The organism is Pseudoduganella umbonata (genome assembly GCF_014192225.1).
Lineage (GTDB): Bacteria > Pseudomonadota > Gammaproteobacteria > Burkholderiales > Burkholderiaceae_D > Rugamonas > Rugamonas umbonata.
Genome location: NZ_JACHXS010000001.1, coordinates 46,981 through 61,911, shown reverse-complemented (window position 1 = coordinate 61,911; position 14,931 = coordinate 46,981). Strand labels below are relative to the sequence as shown.

Genomic DNA, 14,931 nt, shown 5'->3' with positions numbered 1-14,931 from the left:
CGGCCGGCTTTGTCGCGAACGCACACTACATCAGAACTTGTACTCGACCGACAGGCGCGCCACGCGCCCCAGCATGTCGGCCATGCTCGTCACATAGCCTCCGCCGTAGACGCTGTTGGCGGTGAGCGGCGGCCATTCTTCCGTGATGTTGTTGACACCCAGGCTGACGGTGGTGTTCTTGATGCCCGTGTAGCGCAGGTTCACGTTGAACTGGCTGTAGTCGTCCACCTTCGTCAGCGTGGAGCCGGCGCGCGGCGTCAGGTCCGTCACGCCGCGCTGGTAGCGCTGCGACAGCGTGGCGCGCCACGGTCCCTGGCCCCAGCTGAACGACGCCGTGTGCTTCCAGCGCGGGTTAATCTGCGGCATGCCGGCCAGGCCCGCATTCGGACCCGCGCCGCCATAGCGGCCATCGTTGGTGATGATGCCGATGTTGCTGAACCACGGGCCATCCTTCTCCGACTGGAACTCGTACTTGTGGTACCAGGTGCCGTCCAGCTTCGTGTCGAACGTGCCGTAAGTGGTGGCCGGGAAGCGGTAGCTCACGGAGACGTCGGCACCGCGGATGCGGCTCATGCCGCGGTTCGCCTGGCTCGCCACGATGTGGTCGATCGTGCCGTCCGCGCGCCGCAGGATCGAGCTCGCATACTTGGCCGGATCCTGCTGCACTTCGGCGATCGTCAGGGCGCCCAGTACGTCCTTGATCTTCAGGCCCCAGTAGTCGACCGTGATCGACAGGTTCCTGATCGGCTCGTAGCCGAAGCCGAACGAGAAGCCGCGCGATTTTTCCGGCTTCAGGAAGCTGTTGTCCGGCGACTTGGTCCAGTACTCCGTGTTCACGTTGCAGACCTGGTCCGCCGTGTAGCCCGTCACCGGCGAGCCGGTGCCGGCCACCGTCGGCTGCGCGCTCGGGCACAGCACCGGGTCGTCCATCTCGATCGTGCGCACTTCCGCGGTCGGGTTCTGGACATCCATGATCGACGGCGCGCGGAAGCCGGTCGACAGGGAGCTGCGCAGCAGCAGGCTGTCGATCGGGCGCCAGCTGGCCGCCAGGCGCGGATTGACGGTGGTCTGCTTCAGGTCTTCGTAGTAGTCGGCACGCACGGCACCGTTGACCGTGATCGTCTCGGTGATCGGCGCTTCCACCTCGGCCAGCAGCGAGGCGATGTCGCGCGACAGGCGGCGGCCCACGCCCTGCGGCGTTTCGCCGACCAGGTCGTGCTGCAGCACGTTGCCGGCGGCATCGAGGTTGTAGCTGCCGTCCGCCTTCTGGTTGACGAAATCGCGCGGCGCATCGTAGGTGCGCGCGGCATCGCGGCGCAGTTCGGCCGCCAACGCCAGCGTCAGGTCGCCGCCGCCGAGTGCCATCAGGCCTTTCGACAGCGTCACGTCCAGGCTCTTGTTGTAGGCCTTGTTCAGGCGGTATGTATAGTTGTCCGCCTCGATGCTGCGCAGGTAGGCCAGCCCTGCCTCGTCCTGCAGCCCGAACGGATTCAGCGTGCCGTTGCTGAAGCCTTCCTGCGCCTTCGAATACAGGATGTAGCCGCCGCCCACCTTCGTGTCGCGCTTGCTCATGCCCCAGTTGAGGCCGGCGCGGTAGTCCCAGCCCAGCACTTCGCCTTCGGCCGTCAACACCACGCGGTCGTTGGTCTGCTCGTCGTTCCGGTAGGCCGAGCCCAGTTCGGCCGGGCCCCACTGGAAGTACAGCGTGCGGCCGTTCATGTTCAGGTCGCTGACCGTGCCCGGCGTGCGCGCCGGGTCGATGTACATCGCCGGCGCGTTGGCGCCGGTATTGTCGCCCACCACCTGCACCGCCGGCGTGATGCCGTTGCCCGGATAGAAGCGGCTCGACGATGGCAGCGAGTACGTGGTGAACGGATTGGTGGTTCCCGGCACCTGCATGCCGCGGAACTTCTGCACCGTGAACTTGGAGTGCAGCACGTCGATGTCGATCTTGTGGCCGCCGGGGATATTGAAGCTGGAGCGCGCGGCGATGGTCTGGATCTCGCTGCCGTCGGTCACCGAGTTGTAGTACAGCGGGTTGCGGTAGCAGCCCGGCGCGTACACGGGCGGCGTGTTGGCGCTCTGGTTGCCCAGCGTGGGGCGCGAGTACGGTTCCACGCAACCGCTGGCATAGGTCGGGTTGTAGTTCGAGTTCGCCGCGCGCGTGAAGCCGAAGTTAGCCGTCGGGCTCGGGTTGCGGCCTTCCGGCAACAGGCCCAGGCCCAGCGTGCGCAGCACGTCGGGATCGTGCTGCTCGGCGCGTTCGCCCTGGAACAGCGGCGTCTTTTTCTGGTGATCGACTGCGATGTAGGCGTTCCAGCCATCGCGGGCCAGGTTGCCGACACCGGCAATGGCGCCGAAGCTGGTGGTCTTGCCGCCGCCGCTCTCTTCCGGCCGCGCATATTCGGCCTTCAGGTTCACGCCCTGGTAGCCGCGCTTGGTCCAGAAGTTCTGCACGCCGCCGATCGCATCGGCGCCATAGGTGGACGATGCGCCGCCGGACAGGGTCTCGACGCGGTCCAGTGCCATGCGCGGGATCACGTTGACGGATACGTACTGGTCCTGCAGCGGCTCGTTGGCCAGGCGGCGGCCGTTGAGCAGGGTCAGGGTGCGCATCGGGCCGAGGCCGCGCAGGTTCGTCATCGGGCCGGCAGCGCCGGAGTTGGTGCCCAGCGACAGCGACTGCGGCTGTTCCAGTACCAGGTCCTTCAGTTCGGTGTGGCCGCGCGATTCCAGTTCGGTGGCCTTGATGGTGGTCACCGGCGTGGCGCCTTCGGTGGCGACGCGCCGGATCAGCGAACCGGTCACGACGACCGACTGCACCGGTTCGGCCTGGGCTGAGGCCTGGGCTAAGTCTTGGGCGTGGGCCAGTCCACTCATTTCGCAGACGGCGACGGCGACGGCCAGGGCCATCGTGGCGCGCCGCAGCGCGGGTTGGCGCATGGCCGGTTGTGGTGCGTATTTCATGTGTCTCCTCCGCCTGTCTTTTTTTAAATTGGCTAGATCACTTGCTCGCACTGGTAGACCAGTCATCGGATTGGCCGGACCAGTTGATGCGAGTATGCGCTCACGGGACGGGAGAAGTCACGGGTAACATGCATCAACGTTGTGAAATTGCATCAACCTGCAAATGCTCACAAAGTTGATTCGTCACGGCGTGCGTCCATGCTATCCACCGCTAAGGAATGCACGCGGGGCGCAGGCGCCGTGCAAGGTTCCACGCGTTGCGGTTTTTTATATATAACAATACAATTCACTCGCCCAGACCGGGCCATCACACAGAACCGTGGAGACAGCATGAAGCGATTTACCGTACCCGACCGCCAGCGGCGGCACCTGATGCTGGGCCTGGGCGCCCTGGCTGCCGCGCCGGCCATCGGCTGGACCGCGCAGCTTGCCGCCAGCCGTGCAGGCACGGGCGCTGCCGCGCGCACCGGTGAGCACGACAACGTGCTGTGGTACCGCCAGAGCGCCGCGCGCTGGGAAGAGGCACTGCCGCTGGGGAATGGCCGGCTGGGCGCGATGGTGTTCGGCCGCGTCGGCCAGGAACGCCTGCAGCTGAACGAAGACACGCTGTGGGCCGGCGCGCCATACACGCCGGACAATCCCGCCGCACGGGAGGCCCTGCCCAGGGTGCGCAAACTGCTCGCCGACGGCAAGTACGCGGAAGCGACGGATGAAGTGGCGGCCGCCATGATGGGCAAGCCGATCCGCCAGATGTCGTACGGCACGCTGGGCGACGTGCTGCTGACGATGCAGGATGCCGCGCCGCCGGGCGACTACCAGCGCTCGCTCGACCTGGCCAGCGCCGTCGCCGCCACGCGCTACCACACGCCGTCCGGCATGCACTCGCGGGAAAGCTTCGTCTCGGCGCCGGACCAGGTGATCGCGATGCGCCTGCAGGCCCCGAAGGGCAAGCTGGGCTTCACGCTGGCCTGGCGCGGGCCGCGCAAAGTGAAGGCGATCGCGTCGAACCATCCCGGGCTGGCCACCGATCTTGCCAATGCGCCGGCCACCGACTGGCTGCAGGTCGAGGAAGCCGGGCCGCTGCCGCCCGATACCGCCATCGTCGCGGACGGCCCGGATGCCATCCTGGTCACCGGCCGCAACGAGGCGATGCACGGCGTCCCGGCCGGCTTGCGCTATGCACTGCGCATCCAGGTTATCGGCGACGGCAAGCTGCGCTACGCGGACGGGCAGCTGACACTGAGCGGCGCCTCGACCGCCACGGTACTGATGGCCGCCGCCACCAGCTACATCAATTATCGCGACGTCAGCGGCGATCCGGTGGCCATCGTGCGCCGCCAGCTGGCGGCGGCAGCGCGCAAGCCGTATGCGGCCCTGAAGCGTGACCACGTGCGCGAACACGGCAGCCTGTTCGGCACGATGTCGATCGACCTGGGCACCAGCGCCGCCGCGCAAACGCCGACCGACAGCCGCATCGCCCTGGTCGGCAAGCAGGACGATCCGGCGCTCGACGCGCTGTACCTGCAGTACGCCCGCTACCTGCTGATCGCGTCGTCGCGCCCCGGCGTGCAGCCGGCCAACCTGCAGGGCATCTGGAACGAGGGCACCAACCCGCCGTGGGGCGGCAAGTACACCATCAACATCAACACGCAGATGAATTACTGGCCGGCCGATCCGGCCGGGCTGGGCGTGTGCGTGGAACCGTTGCTGCGCATGGTCGAGGAACTGGCGCAGACCGGCGCGCGGACCGCGCAGACCATGTACGGCGCACGCGGCTGGGTGACCCACCACAACACCGACCTGTGGCGCGCCGCCGCACCGATCGACGCGGCGAAATACGGCATGTGGCCGTGCGGCGGCGCATGGCTGTGCAATTCGCTGTGGGACCACTACGACTACAGCCGCGATGCCGGTGTGCTGCGGCGCCTGTATCCGGTGATGCGCGGCGCGGCCGAATTCTTCCTCGACACGCTGGTCGAGGATCCGCAGGGCCGCGGGCTGGTCACGTCGCCATCGATGTCGCCGGAGAACAGCCATCCGTACGGATCGTCCCTGGCCGCCGGCCCGGCGATGGACCGCCAGATCGTGCGCGACCTGTTCGCCCACACGCTGGAGGCGGGCCGGCTGCTGGGGCAGGACGCCGCGCTGATGGCGCGCATCGCCGATGCCCGGGCGCGGCTGGCGCCGGACCGGATCGGCGGGCAGGGGCAATTGCAGGAATGGCTGGAAGACTGGGATGCGCGCGCGCCGGACCGGCAGCACCGCCACGTGTCGCACCTGTACGCCGTCTACCCCAGCGCCCAGGTCAACCTGCGCGACACGCCCGACCTGGTGCGCGCGGCGCGCCAGACGCTGCTCGACCGGGGCGACCTGGCCACCGGCTGGGGCACCGCGTGGCGCCTGTGCCTGTGGGCGCGCATGGGCGACGCCGAACACGCGTATTCCGTGCTGAAGGGATTGACCGGGCCGCGGCGCACTTACCCGAACATGTTCGATGCCCATCCGCCATTCCAGATCGACGGCAATTTCGGCGGCGCGGCGGGCATCATGGAAATGCTGCTGCAATCGTGGGGCGGCGAAGTGCTGCTGCTGCCGGCGCTGCCGGCGGCCTGGCCGTCGGGGCGCGTCACCGGCATCCGCGCGCGCGGCGGGCTGACGGTCGACCTGGCATGGGAACAGGGGCAGCTGACCGCGCTGCGGATCGGCGGCAAGCCCGGGGACGCGGTGACGCTGCGCCACCAGGGCAAGGCCGTGCGGGTGAAACTCGATGCCGGCGGCAGTTTCCGCGCCACCGGCCCGGAGCTGAAGGCAAGCGCCTGAGCGGCGGCGGCCCGCTCCTTACGGCTTCGGCGACAGCGTGAAGCCGTAGCTGGCCGGCGCCAGCGGGATGCGGTACTTGACCAGCGGCCGCCCGTGGCTGCTCCAGCCATCGTCGCCGCCGACGCCGGCCTGGGCCAGGTCGATCAGCACGCTGCCCGGCCTTTTTCCGTCTCCCTCCGGGCGGATCTCGGAGCTCTTCCAGGTGCCGCGCGGGCGCAGGTTCAGGTCTTCGTACGGGAACGCCAGCGCGTTGAAGGCCAGCGGCCGGGCACCTTTCACCGTGATGCCGGGCACGCCGCTGCCGGCCAGCGAGAACCAGCGCACGTCGGTCTTGTTGCCGGTTTCCTGCGGCCGCATGTAGTCGTGGTACTGGTCCGCCGTCTTGCCGGTATAGATGCCGAGGGCGGCGCCGGTCTTGCGGTCCGAATACGACTCGTGCGGGCCGCGGCCGTACCAGCTCACCGTGTCCAGCTTCGGCGCACTGTCGAAGCGCAGGCCCAGGCGCAGCGGGTCGGGCAGGTCGTCCCGCAGCGGCGTGAACGTGGCCTGCACGTCGACGCTGCCGTCTGCCCGCATCCGGTACACGTTCTCCCAGTGCGCCGCGCCGGCACCGAACGAGTACAGCACCTTCACCGCATTGCCGTCGACCCTGACGTCGCGCACCGTGCGCTCTTTCGTGAAGTCGCCCCACACCGAGTTGGTCTTCATCGTGCCGGTGCCCTCGTCGTTGTCGGTCAGGCCGCGCCAGAAGTTCGGCGTGCCGCCCGCCAGGACCGGCTGGCCGGCCACGCTGTAGCTGACGGTACCGGTCTTCGCGTCGAGCTCCAGCCGTGCCGCCGGCGTCGCCAGCACGATCGCATCGCCATCGCGTTGTGGCTTGACGCCGCCTGCGCCGGCCCGGCTTGCGGCGCCCTTGCCGGCCGATGGCAGGACGAACTGGGTCCAGCCGACGACCGCACCGGCGGCCACGCCCTGCCCCGCCGCGCGCTGTTTCGCACGCACCGTCAGCACGTATTCGCCATCGCCGCGCGAACGGGATGGCAGCGCCAGCTTCACGTCCTGCCGCGCGCCGGCGGCGGCCTTCACGCCGGCAAGCCGGCCGTTGGCCACCGTCTTCCCGTCGCGCAGCAGTTCCCAGTCGAAGTCCAGGTGATCCAGGCCGCGCATGTCGTAGCGGTTGACGACCGTGACCGTGCCCTTTTCCGGGCGGCCTTCGAACACCACCGGCGAGTACACTTTCTGCAGCTCGTAGTATTCCGGATCGGGCGTGCGGTCGCCGCGCACCACGCCGTCGCCGATCACGCTGTTGTCACCCCGCTCCGGGTTCAGGTCGAACCCGGAAGCCCAGTACTGGCGGCCCTGCGCATCCTTCGCGAAGACGCTCTGGTCGACCCAGTCCCAGATGAAACCGCCCTGCAGCTTGCGGTGGGCGCGAATGGTTTCCCAGTAGTCCTCCAGATTGCCCAGCGAATTGCCCATCGCGTGCGCGTATTCGCACTGGATCATCGGCTGGCGGAAGGTCGGGTCCTGCGCATAGTCGATCATCTTCGTGATGTCGTCGTACATCGGCGCGTAGATGTCCACGTAGTCGTTCGGCGCGTGCTTCTCGATCAGCGTACCGTGCCCCAGGTAGCTGATCAGCCGCGTCGGGTCGGCCTGGCGGATCCATGCCGCCGCGGCCTCGAAGTTCGGCCCCGTGCCGGCCTCGTTGCCCAGCGACCAGAAGATGATCGACGGGTGGTTCTTGTCGCGCTCCACCATGCGGCTCACGCGGTCCAGGTGCGCCACGCGCCAGTGCGGCTTGTAGCCCAGCTGGATCTTCGCCCGCTCTTCCGGGCTGCCCGCGCGGTCGCCCTTTTCCATGTACTCGTGCGACTCGATGTTCGCCTCGTCCATCACGTACAGGCCGTATTCGTCGGCCAGGTCGTACCAGCGCGGGTCGTTCGGGTAGTGCGACGTGCGCACGGCGTTGACGTTGGCCTGCTTCATCAGCTCGACGTCCCGGCGCATCGATTCCATCGACATCACGCGGTAGGTCACGGGATCGTGCTCGTGCCGGTTCACGCCGCGGATCATCACGCGCTTGCCGTTGACGCGCACCTCGCCGTCGGCGATTTCCACGTTGCGGAAGCCGATGCGGCGCGACGTGGCGGACAGCACCCGCCCTTCGCTGTCCACCAGTTCGACGACCAGCGTGTACAGGTTCGGCGTCTCGGCCGACCACGGCTTGACGCCGGGAACCGTGCCGCCCAGCATGGCCTTGCGGTCGGTGCCCGGCAAGCCATTCGTTTCCAGCACGGTGCGCGTACCGTCCAGCACGCGCGCGCGCACCACGACCGCTGCCGGCTGGCCGGCCACCTCGGCCGCCAGTTCGAAGCGGCCGTCGCGGTAGGCCGGCTTGTCGAGCGACGCCGTCACCTTGAAGTCGCGCAGCCGCGTCTTCGGCTCGGCATACAGGTAGACGCTGCGCTCGATGCCGGAGACGCGCCAGAAATCCTGGTCTTCCAGGTACGAAGCGTCGGCCCAGCGGTAGACCTCGATCGCCACCGTGTTGCGGCCGGGGTGCACGAAGCGCGTCACGTCGAATTCCGATGGCAGCTTGGAATCCTCCGAGTAGCCGACCCGCTCGCCGTTGACCCACACGTAGTACGCCGCGCCGGCGGCGCCGATGTGCAGGAACACGTCCTGGCCATTCCAGTCGGCAGGCACGTCGACGTCGCGGCGGTACGAGCCCACCTCGTTGAGTTCGTGCGAGATGGCCGGCTCGTTGGCCGGGAACGGGTACTTGATGTTGGTGAAGATCGGCTTGCCGTAGCCCTGCGCCTGCATCATGCCGGGCACCTGCACGGTGACCCACTTGCCGGTGTCGAACGACGGCTTGAAAAAATCCTTCGGGCGCGCTTCCGGGGTCGGCGAATAGGCGAATTTCCACGCGCCGTCCAGCGAGCGGTAACGGCCCGACGCGGCCTTGTCGCCCGCCAGCGCCTTCTCAAGCGATTCGAAGTTGAAGAAAGTGGCCTTCATCGGCTCGCGGTTGACGGCCACCACCTCGGGCAGCTCCCACTCGGCCTTCGGCTGGTCGGCCGCGGCCGCGGGAAAGGCGAGCGCTGCCGCGATGGCGGCAGACAGGGTCGATCGTTTCAGCATGGTCTCCACTGTTATCGTTGTCGGAGACGTTAGCTTAACGGAAACTTTGCAGAAAAACCGGTGACAGGCTCCGGTTTCCAGGAAATGTTTCCAAAAAAATGGAGCCTGTCACCGGTTTTCGGGTTTGCTGCCGGCGGCGTCAGGCCTTCAGCACGACGCGCCGCTTCTCCCGCGCCGACTGGTACACGGCTTCGATGATACGGATGTCGCGCAGCCCTTCCTCGCCGGGCACGATCGGCTCGCGGTTCTCGAGCACGCACCTGGCCAGGTGGTCGAGCTGGCCGGCGAACTGGTTCTTGCCGGGTCCCGGTGGCGGCGTGATCTCGTTCTCGCGCCCCTTGCCGACCCACATCCGCTGGCCGCTGTAGTTGGTGGCCGGCTCCAGTTCGATGCGGCCCTTGTCGCCCATCAGCAGGATCTGGTTGCGGTTGGCGCTGTACATCGACATGCACGAGCCGATCACCCCCGACGGGAACTCCAGCTGGAATTCGATCATGTCTTCCACTTCGCGGAAGCGGGGATCCTTGCGGTCGGTGGTTTCCTTCGCATACACGGCGACCGGTTCCTCGCCCGTCATGTAGCGCGCCGCCTGCAGCGCGTAGATGCCGATGTCCATGATCGAGCCGCCGCCCGACATCGCCTTCTTCAGCCGCCATGCCGTCGGATCGCCGGCCGTGTAGCCATGTTCGGAACGGAAGTAGCGCAGCTTGCCGATCTCGCCGGCCCGCGCGCGGCGGATCGCCTCCAGGTTGTACGGTTCGAAATGGCAGCGGTAGCCGATCATCAGCTTCTTGCCGGCCTGGCGGCAGGCGGCGATCATCGCCTCGCACTCCTTCGACGACAGCGCCATCGGCTTCTCGCACAGCACGTGCTTGCCGGCCTTCGCCGCGCGGATCGTATACTCGGCGTGCATCGACACGGGCAGGCACACGTAGACGATGTCGATGTCCGGATTGTCGCGAATGCTGTCGTAGTTCTCGTAGTTGTAGATGCCCTTTTCCGGCACCCCGTACTCCGCCGCCACCCGCTTCGCCTTCACCGGATCGCCGCTCACCAGCGCCACCAGCCGGCTGTGCTCGCAATTCTTGAACTGCGGGATGATCTGGCCCAGGCCGTAGCCGCCCAGTCCCACGATCGCATACCCCACCTTGCGCCCAGGCGTTTGCGCCAGCGCCGATGATCCCATTGCCGATGCCGCGATGGCGCCGCCGGCGGCAATAACGAAACCACGTCGATCCAGATCCACAGTCATGCCCAGCTCCTCTCCAGTTGTTGTGACAACGATTTCAGGCTGTCGGCGATTCTATCTCAACGCGTACGGTATTTCCCATGAAATGTTTCCCGAAAAATGGGGACGTACCCCATTTTCCAGGAAATGTTTCTCGAATAATGGGGTACGTCCCCATTTTTGAAGAAACATTTCCGGAAGCGGGCTCGGAGATACGGTCAGTTCACCCGCCCTGCGTGGCGGGCTTGGCATGCAGCCAGCGGGCGTGGGCGGCGCGGGCGAGGTAGTCGAGGGCGTAGCCCAGCAGGCCGATCAGGATGATCGCCGCGGTCAGCTCCGAGTAGGCCAGCCGGTCGCGCGTGTCGAGGATGAAGTAGCCGAGGCCGGCCGAGACGCCCAGCATTTCGGCCGGCACCAGCACGATCCAGATGATGCCGATCGCCAGGCGCACGCCGGTGAGGATGTGGGCGGTGATGCCCGGCAGGACCACGCGCCACACCATCTCGGCGCGCGTGGCGGACAGGCTGCGTGCCAGCAGCATCCAGTTCGGGTCGAGCTGCCCCACGCCGGCCACGGTGTTGAGCATCAGCGGCCACGTGGCGGCAAACGCCAGCAGGAAGTACACCGGCGCATCGCCGACGCCCAGCGCCATCACGGCCAGCGGCATCCACGACAGCGGCGACACCATCCGCAGCAGCTGGAACAGCGGCGTGCTGGCCTGCGCGAAGCCGCGCGACAGCGCCACCAGGATCCCCAGCGGCACGCCCACCACGATCGCGCACAGCAGCCCGATGCCGACCCGCTTCAGGCTCACGGCCACGTGCACCCAGATGTCCGGCCCCTTCACCATCTCGACGAAGGCCTGCGCCGTCGCCAGCGGCGCGAAGGCCGCGGCGATCGGCGTGCGCGCTTCCAGGACGGCGACGCCGGCCGACCACAGCACGATGGCCAGCGCGATGCCCACCACGGGCAGCAGTAACCTTGCCAGCATCGTCAAACGGCCACCGTCTCGGTGCGCAGCAGGTTGGCCGGCAGCCCGAACGCGCCCGGCCCGCCGGCGGCGGCGATCGATTTACGGACGAAGCGGTCGTCGACCAGGTCGCGCGCGACGAACTTCGGATCGAGCCCGGTGAGGAATTTGTTGTCGCCCTCTACCTTCGTCTGCACCAGCGCGCGCACCATCTCCTCGGTATACGAGGCAAACGGGAACGGCTGGAAGTCGATGCGGCGCTGCTGCCATTGCGGGTGCGCGATGATGCCGCGCTTCTGGTAGTCCGAATAATCGGTCACGGCCAGCACCTTGGTCAGCGGCTGCAACTGGTGCGGCGTGTACCTGTTTGGACCGGACGACGACAGCAGCTTGGCCGTCTCCACCTGGTTCGAGCGGGACCACAGCTGCGCATTGACGATCGCATTGGTCACGCGCTGCGACCATTCCGGCTTCTCGGCCAGGTCGCGTTCGGCCAGGAACGTCACGCAGCAGGCATGGTTCTTCCACACGTCGCCGGAGAAGCGCAGGATCTTGCCGACGCCGGCCGTTTCCGCCAGCGCGTTGAACGGCTCGGCGACGATGTAGCCGGCGATCGATTTCGACGCCAGCGCCGACACCATCTCGGACGGCGCCATCACCACCAGGCTCACTTCGTTCTTCTTCAGTTCCGCGCCGCGGGCACGCGTGACGACCGTCAGCTTGTGCGCGGCCAGCAGCTTTTGCAGCAGGATGTTGTGGATCGAATACCAGAACGGGATCGCCACCGTCCTGCCGCCCAGGTCGGCCACCGAGTTGATCTCGTTGAGCACCGTCAGCCCGGAACCGTTGACGTGGTTCCACGCCACCACCTTGGCCGGGAATTTCGACCCGTAGCGCACCCACAGCGTGGCCGGCGACAGCAGGTGGATCACGTTCACCTGGCCGGACACGAACGCCTCGACGATCTGCGCCCAGCTGCGGAACAGCCGCGGCGCCTCGGTCTTCAGGCCCTGGGCCTCGAACAGCTTGCGGCCGTGCGCCACCAGCAGCGGCGTCGCGTCGGTGATCGGCAGGTAGCCGATCTTCACCGGCTGGTCGTCGCCCTTGAACGCCTGCGCGCGGGCATCGCCGGCGAACAGCAGCGGTGCCGCGGCGCCGGCCGAGGCCAGTGCGGACATGCGCAGGAAGTCGCGGCGCGTCATGCCGCAGTCGCAGTCGGAGGAGGCGCAGATGTGGAGGTTTTCTTGTTTCATCGAGTTTTATCCCTGTTATCCCTGTTTTATGCCGGAAGCTTGTCGGTATCGCGCCGGGCAGCGGCGCGCAGCTGTTTTCATGCCGGAAGACTATTGGTGTCGCGCCGGGTGGCTGCGCGCAGTTCGGCGACGATGTCCAGCCGCAGGCGAACGATCTCGTCGCCATGCTCTTCGCGCGGCCGCGGGATATCCACGCGCCACTCGCGCACGATGCGGCCCGGCCGTCCCGCCAGCAGCAGGATGCGGTCCGCCACCAGGATCGCCTCGTCGATGTCGTGGGTCACCAGCAGCGCGGCGGTATGCCAGCGGTGCACCAGGTCCACCAGCAGCGACTGCATCTCCGCGCGGGTGATGGCATCGAGGGCCGAAAAAGGTTCGTCGGCAAACAGCAGCTCCGGTTCGCGCGCCAGGGCCCGCGCCAGCGCCACGCGCTGCGCCTGCCCGCCGGACAGCTGCGCCGGGTAAGCATGGGCATGCGACGCCAGCCCGACCGCCTCGATCGCATCGAGGATGCGCTTGTCGCGCGCGGCCCGCCCGATCGCCGGCTGCCGCGAGAAATCGAGGCCGAAGCCCACGTTGGCGCTGACGTCGAGCCACGGCAGCAGGCTCGGTTGCTGGAACACGAGCGCCGCGCGCGGATGGGGCGCCAGCAGCGGCTCGCCGAGGAAGTGGACGGTGCCGGCGTCCGGCACGGCCAGCCCGGCCAGGCCGCGCAGCAGCGTGGACTTGCCGCTGCCGCTGCCGCCCAGCAGGCAGACGATCTCGCGCTTGCCGATGGCCAGCGATACGCCGTCCACCACCGTGCTGCCCTGGTAGCCGAAGCGCAGGCCGTGCGCGTCGAGCGCAGGATCGGGCGCGATCATGGCGCGCCCGCGCTGGCGGCCTGCTTCTGCAATGCCATCTGCAGCTGCGTCAGGCTCGGCGTCACGATCGGCACGAACGCCGCTTCGCGCCAGCGGCGGGCGAAGTTGCGGTCGTGGTTCATCAGGTAGGCGCGGCCGCCGCTGCCCTGCAGCTCCAGCAGCGCGGCCTGCTGCACGATGTCGGCCAGCGCGATGCGCAGCCGGAACATCGGCGCGGCGGCCGTCTTGAAGCGGCCATCGGCCACGCCCTCCTGCAGCTGCTCGACGGCGTCGGCCAGCTCGCCCTGCAGCGCTTCGACGCGGTCCAGCAGGCCGCTGCGGGTGGTGGTGCACAGCCGGTGCGCGGCGGCGAGGCTGGCGCGCGCCAGGCCGATCGACATGCCGCATTGCATGCCCAGGAAGGCCGGGCGCACGGCCGGCAGCCAGTTCAGGGCATCGTGGGTGATCACGTCGGCCTCGTCGACCGGCACGGCATGCAGCTTCACCGCGGCGGTATTGCTGCCGCGCAGCGCCAGCAGGTCGAGGTCATCGCTGCGCGCCACGCCCGCGGCATCGCTGCGGAACGCAACCACGGCCGGCGGGCCACCGGCCGGCGACGTCACCGCAGCCGCGGCAACGAAACCTTCCTTGCGCAGGTTGGTGATCCAGGCCAGGCCGCCGTCCAGCCGCCAGCCGTCATCGGCCTGCGTCGCGGCGATCTGCAGCGACTCGATCCCGGACAGGAATTTCATCGCATTCGACAGCCCCGTGGCGCCGGCGATCTCGCCGCGCAGCAGCGGCGCCAGCCAGCGTTCGCGCAGCGCGCCGTTCGGGCTTTGCAGCACGTATTCGATGAAGGTGCGGTGCCCCCAGAACACGAACGCCGCCGTCAGCGAGCGTTCCGCCACGGCGGCAATGGCTTCGATGGCATCGCGCACGTCGCCACCGCTGCCGCCCAGCGCCTCGGGCACGCCGATGGCGAACAGCCGCGCTTCGGCCAGCCGCGGCACCACCTCGGATGCCAGTGCCTGCGTGGTGTCCAGCGCGTCGGCATGGCTGGCCAGCCAGTCCGCCAGCGCGGCCGGCAGCTCGATGGAACGTGCGCCCGCCATCAGATGGCTCCGGGCGCGTAAGCCTGCAGTTCGGGGTTGATCGCGCTGCCGGACAGCGTGTTGGCAAAGTTGCACAGCGTGGCCAGCGCCACGCCCAGCACGACTTCCAGCGACTGCTGTTCGTTGTAGCCGGCGGCCAGGAAGGCCTGCAGCGCGGCGTCGTCGACCGCACCACGGGTGGCGATGACGGCCTTGGCGAAATCGGCCACCGCATCGAGCTTTGCATCGCCGGTGGCGGTGCCCTGCTGGAGCGCGCGCACGCTTTCCACCGGCAGCTGTGCCTTCTTCAGCGCGACGGCGGTATGGCCGGCCACGCAGAAATCGCAGCCGTGGATGCGCGCGGCGGTGATCTGCACCACTTCGCGCTCGGCCAGCGTCAGGCTGGTCTTGGCATTGATGCCCGACACCGTCATGTACATTTCCAGTGCCTGCGGCGAATTGGCCAGCACGCCGATCAGGTTCGGCAGGAAGCCGTTGTTGGCCAGCGCCTTCTCGACGAACGGGCGGCTCGCTTCGGGTGCGGTATCGACGGTATGCAGTGTGAGACGGGACATGATGAGCTCTCGGTAGGAAAATTGACCTGGCATTATAT

The 14,931-nt window shown here is 67.9% G+C and carries 9 protein-coding genes; 1 reads left to right on the top strand and 8 read right to left on the bottom strand.

The annotated features are described in order from the left end of the window. Positions 1–30: 30 nt before the first annotated feature. The gene (locus FHS02_RS00210; protein ID WP_175424683.1) at positions 31–2,967 is read right to left on the bottom strand and encodes a TonB-dependent receptor domain-containing protein; all 2,937 of its coding nucleotides are present in this window, start codon (positions 2,965–2,967) and stop codon (positions 31–33) included. A 330-nt stretch (positions 2,968–3,297) separates the two neighbouring features. On the opposite strand from FHS02_RS00210, the gene FHS02_RS31285 reads away from it, so the two are divergent. Next, positions 3,298–5,787, top strand: coding sequence for a glycoside hydrolase family 95 protein (locus FHS02_RS31285; protein ID WP_217496883.1), 2,490 nt, complete (start codon positions 3,298–3,300; stop codon positions 5,785–5,787). 18 nt (positions 5,788–5,805) lie between these two features. Here FHS02_RS31285 and FHS02_RS00200 read toward each other — a convergent pair whose 3' ends face one another. The 7 genes from FHS02_RS00200 to FHS02_RS00170 all read right to left on the bottom strand — a co-directional run bounded on the left by FHS02_RS00200 (position 5,806) and on the right by FHS02_RS00170 (position 14,893). Further along, positions 5,806–8,934, bottom strand: coding sequence for a glycoside hydrolase family 2 TIM barrel-domain containing protein (locus FHS02_RS00200; RefSeq protein ID WP_137312256.1), 3,129 nt, complete (start codon positions 8,932–8,934; stop codon positions 5,806–5,808). A gap of 139 nt (positions 8,935–9,073) precedes the next feature. Continuing rightward, on the bottom strand, positions 9,074–10,186 hold the full coding sequence (locus tag FHS02_RS00195) for a Gfo/Idh/MocA family protein (protein ID WP_137312255.1): 1,113 nt from the start codon (positions 10,184–10,186) through the stop codon (positions 9,074–9,076). Positions 10,187–10,385: 199 nt separating this feature from the next. Then, complete coding sequence (locus FHS02_RS00190; RefSeq protein ID WP_175424682.1) at positions 10,386–11,153, bottom strand: ABC transporter permease; 768 nt, start codon at positions 11,151–11,153, stop codon at positions 10,386–10,388. Positions 11,154–11,155: 2 nt separating this feature from the next. Then, positions 11,156–12,385: an ABC transporter substrate-binding protein gene (locus tag FHS02_RS00185; RefSeq protein ID WP_137312254.1), complete on the bottom strand. Its 1,230-nt coding sequence runs from the start codon at positions 12,383–12,385 to the stop codon at positions 11,156–11,158. A gap of 77 nt (positions 12,386–12,462) precedes the next feature. After that, complete coding sequence (locus FHS02_RS00180; RefSeq protein ID WP_137312253.1) at positions 12,463–13,248, bottom strand: ABC transporter ATP-binding protein; 786 nt, start codon at positions 13,246–13,248, stop codon at positions 12,463–12,465. Continuing rightward, positions 13,245–14,339: an acyl-CoA dehydrogenase family protein gene (locus tag FHS02_RS00175; RefSeq protein ID WP_137312252.1), complete on the bottom strand. Its 1,095-nt coding sequence runs from the start codon at positions 14,337–14,339 to the stop codon at positions 13,245–13,247. Before FHS02_RS00175 ends, FHS02_RS00180 begins: the two co-directional genes overlap by 4 nt. Next, positions 14,339–14,893: a carboxymuconolactone decarboxylase family protein gene (locus FHS02_RS00170; RefSeq protein WP_137312251.1), complete on the bottom strand. Its 555-nt coding sequence runs from the start codon at positions 14,891–14,893 to the stop codon at positions 14,339–14,341. Before FHS02_RS00170 ends, FHS02_RS00175 begins: the two co-directional genes overlap by 1 nt. Positions 14,894–14,931: the final 38 nt, after the last annotated feature.

Bases quoted from the DNA above. Each gene is read 5' to 3' on its own strand.
- FHS02_RS00210 (WP_175424683.1), bottom strand. From the start codon at position 2,967: ATGAAATACGCACCACAACCGGCCATGCGCCAACCCGCGCTGCGGCGC.
- FHS02_RS31285 (WP_217496883.1), top strand. From the start codon at position 3,298: ATGAAGCGATTTACCGTACCCGACCGCCAGCGGCGGCACCTGATGCTG.
- FHS02_RS00200 (WP_137312256.1), bottom strand. From the start codon at position 8,934: ATGCTGAAACGATCGACCCTGTCTGCCGCCATCGCGGCAGCGCTCGCC.
- FHS02_RS00195 (WP_137312255.1), bottom strand. From the start codon at position 10,186: ATGACTGTGGATCTGGATCGACGTGGTTTCGTTATTGCCGCCGGCGGC.
- FHS02_RS00190 (WP_175424682.1), bottom strand. From the start codon at position 11,153: ATGCTGGCAAGGTTACTGCTGCCCGTGGTGGGCATCGCGCTGGCCATC.
- FHS02_RS00185 (WP_137312254.1), bottom strand. From the start codon at position 12,385: ATGAAACAAGAAAACCTCCACATCTGCGCCTCCTCCGACTGCGACTGC.
- FHS02_RS00180 (WP_137312253.1), bottom strand. From the start codon at position 13,248: ATGATCGCGCCCGATCCTGCGCTCGACGCGCACGGCCTGCGCTTCGGC.
- FHS02_RS00175 (WP_137312252.1), bottom strand. From the start codon at position 14,339: ATGGCGGGCGCACGTTCCATCGAGCTGCCGGCCGCGCTGGCGGACTGG.
- FHS02_RS00170 (WP_137312251.1), bottom strand. From the start codon at position 14,893: ATGTCCCGTCTCACACTGCATACCGTCGATACCGCACCCGAAGCGAGC.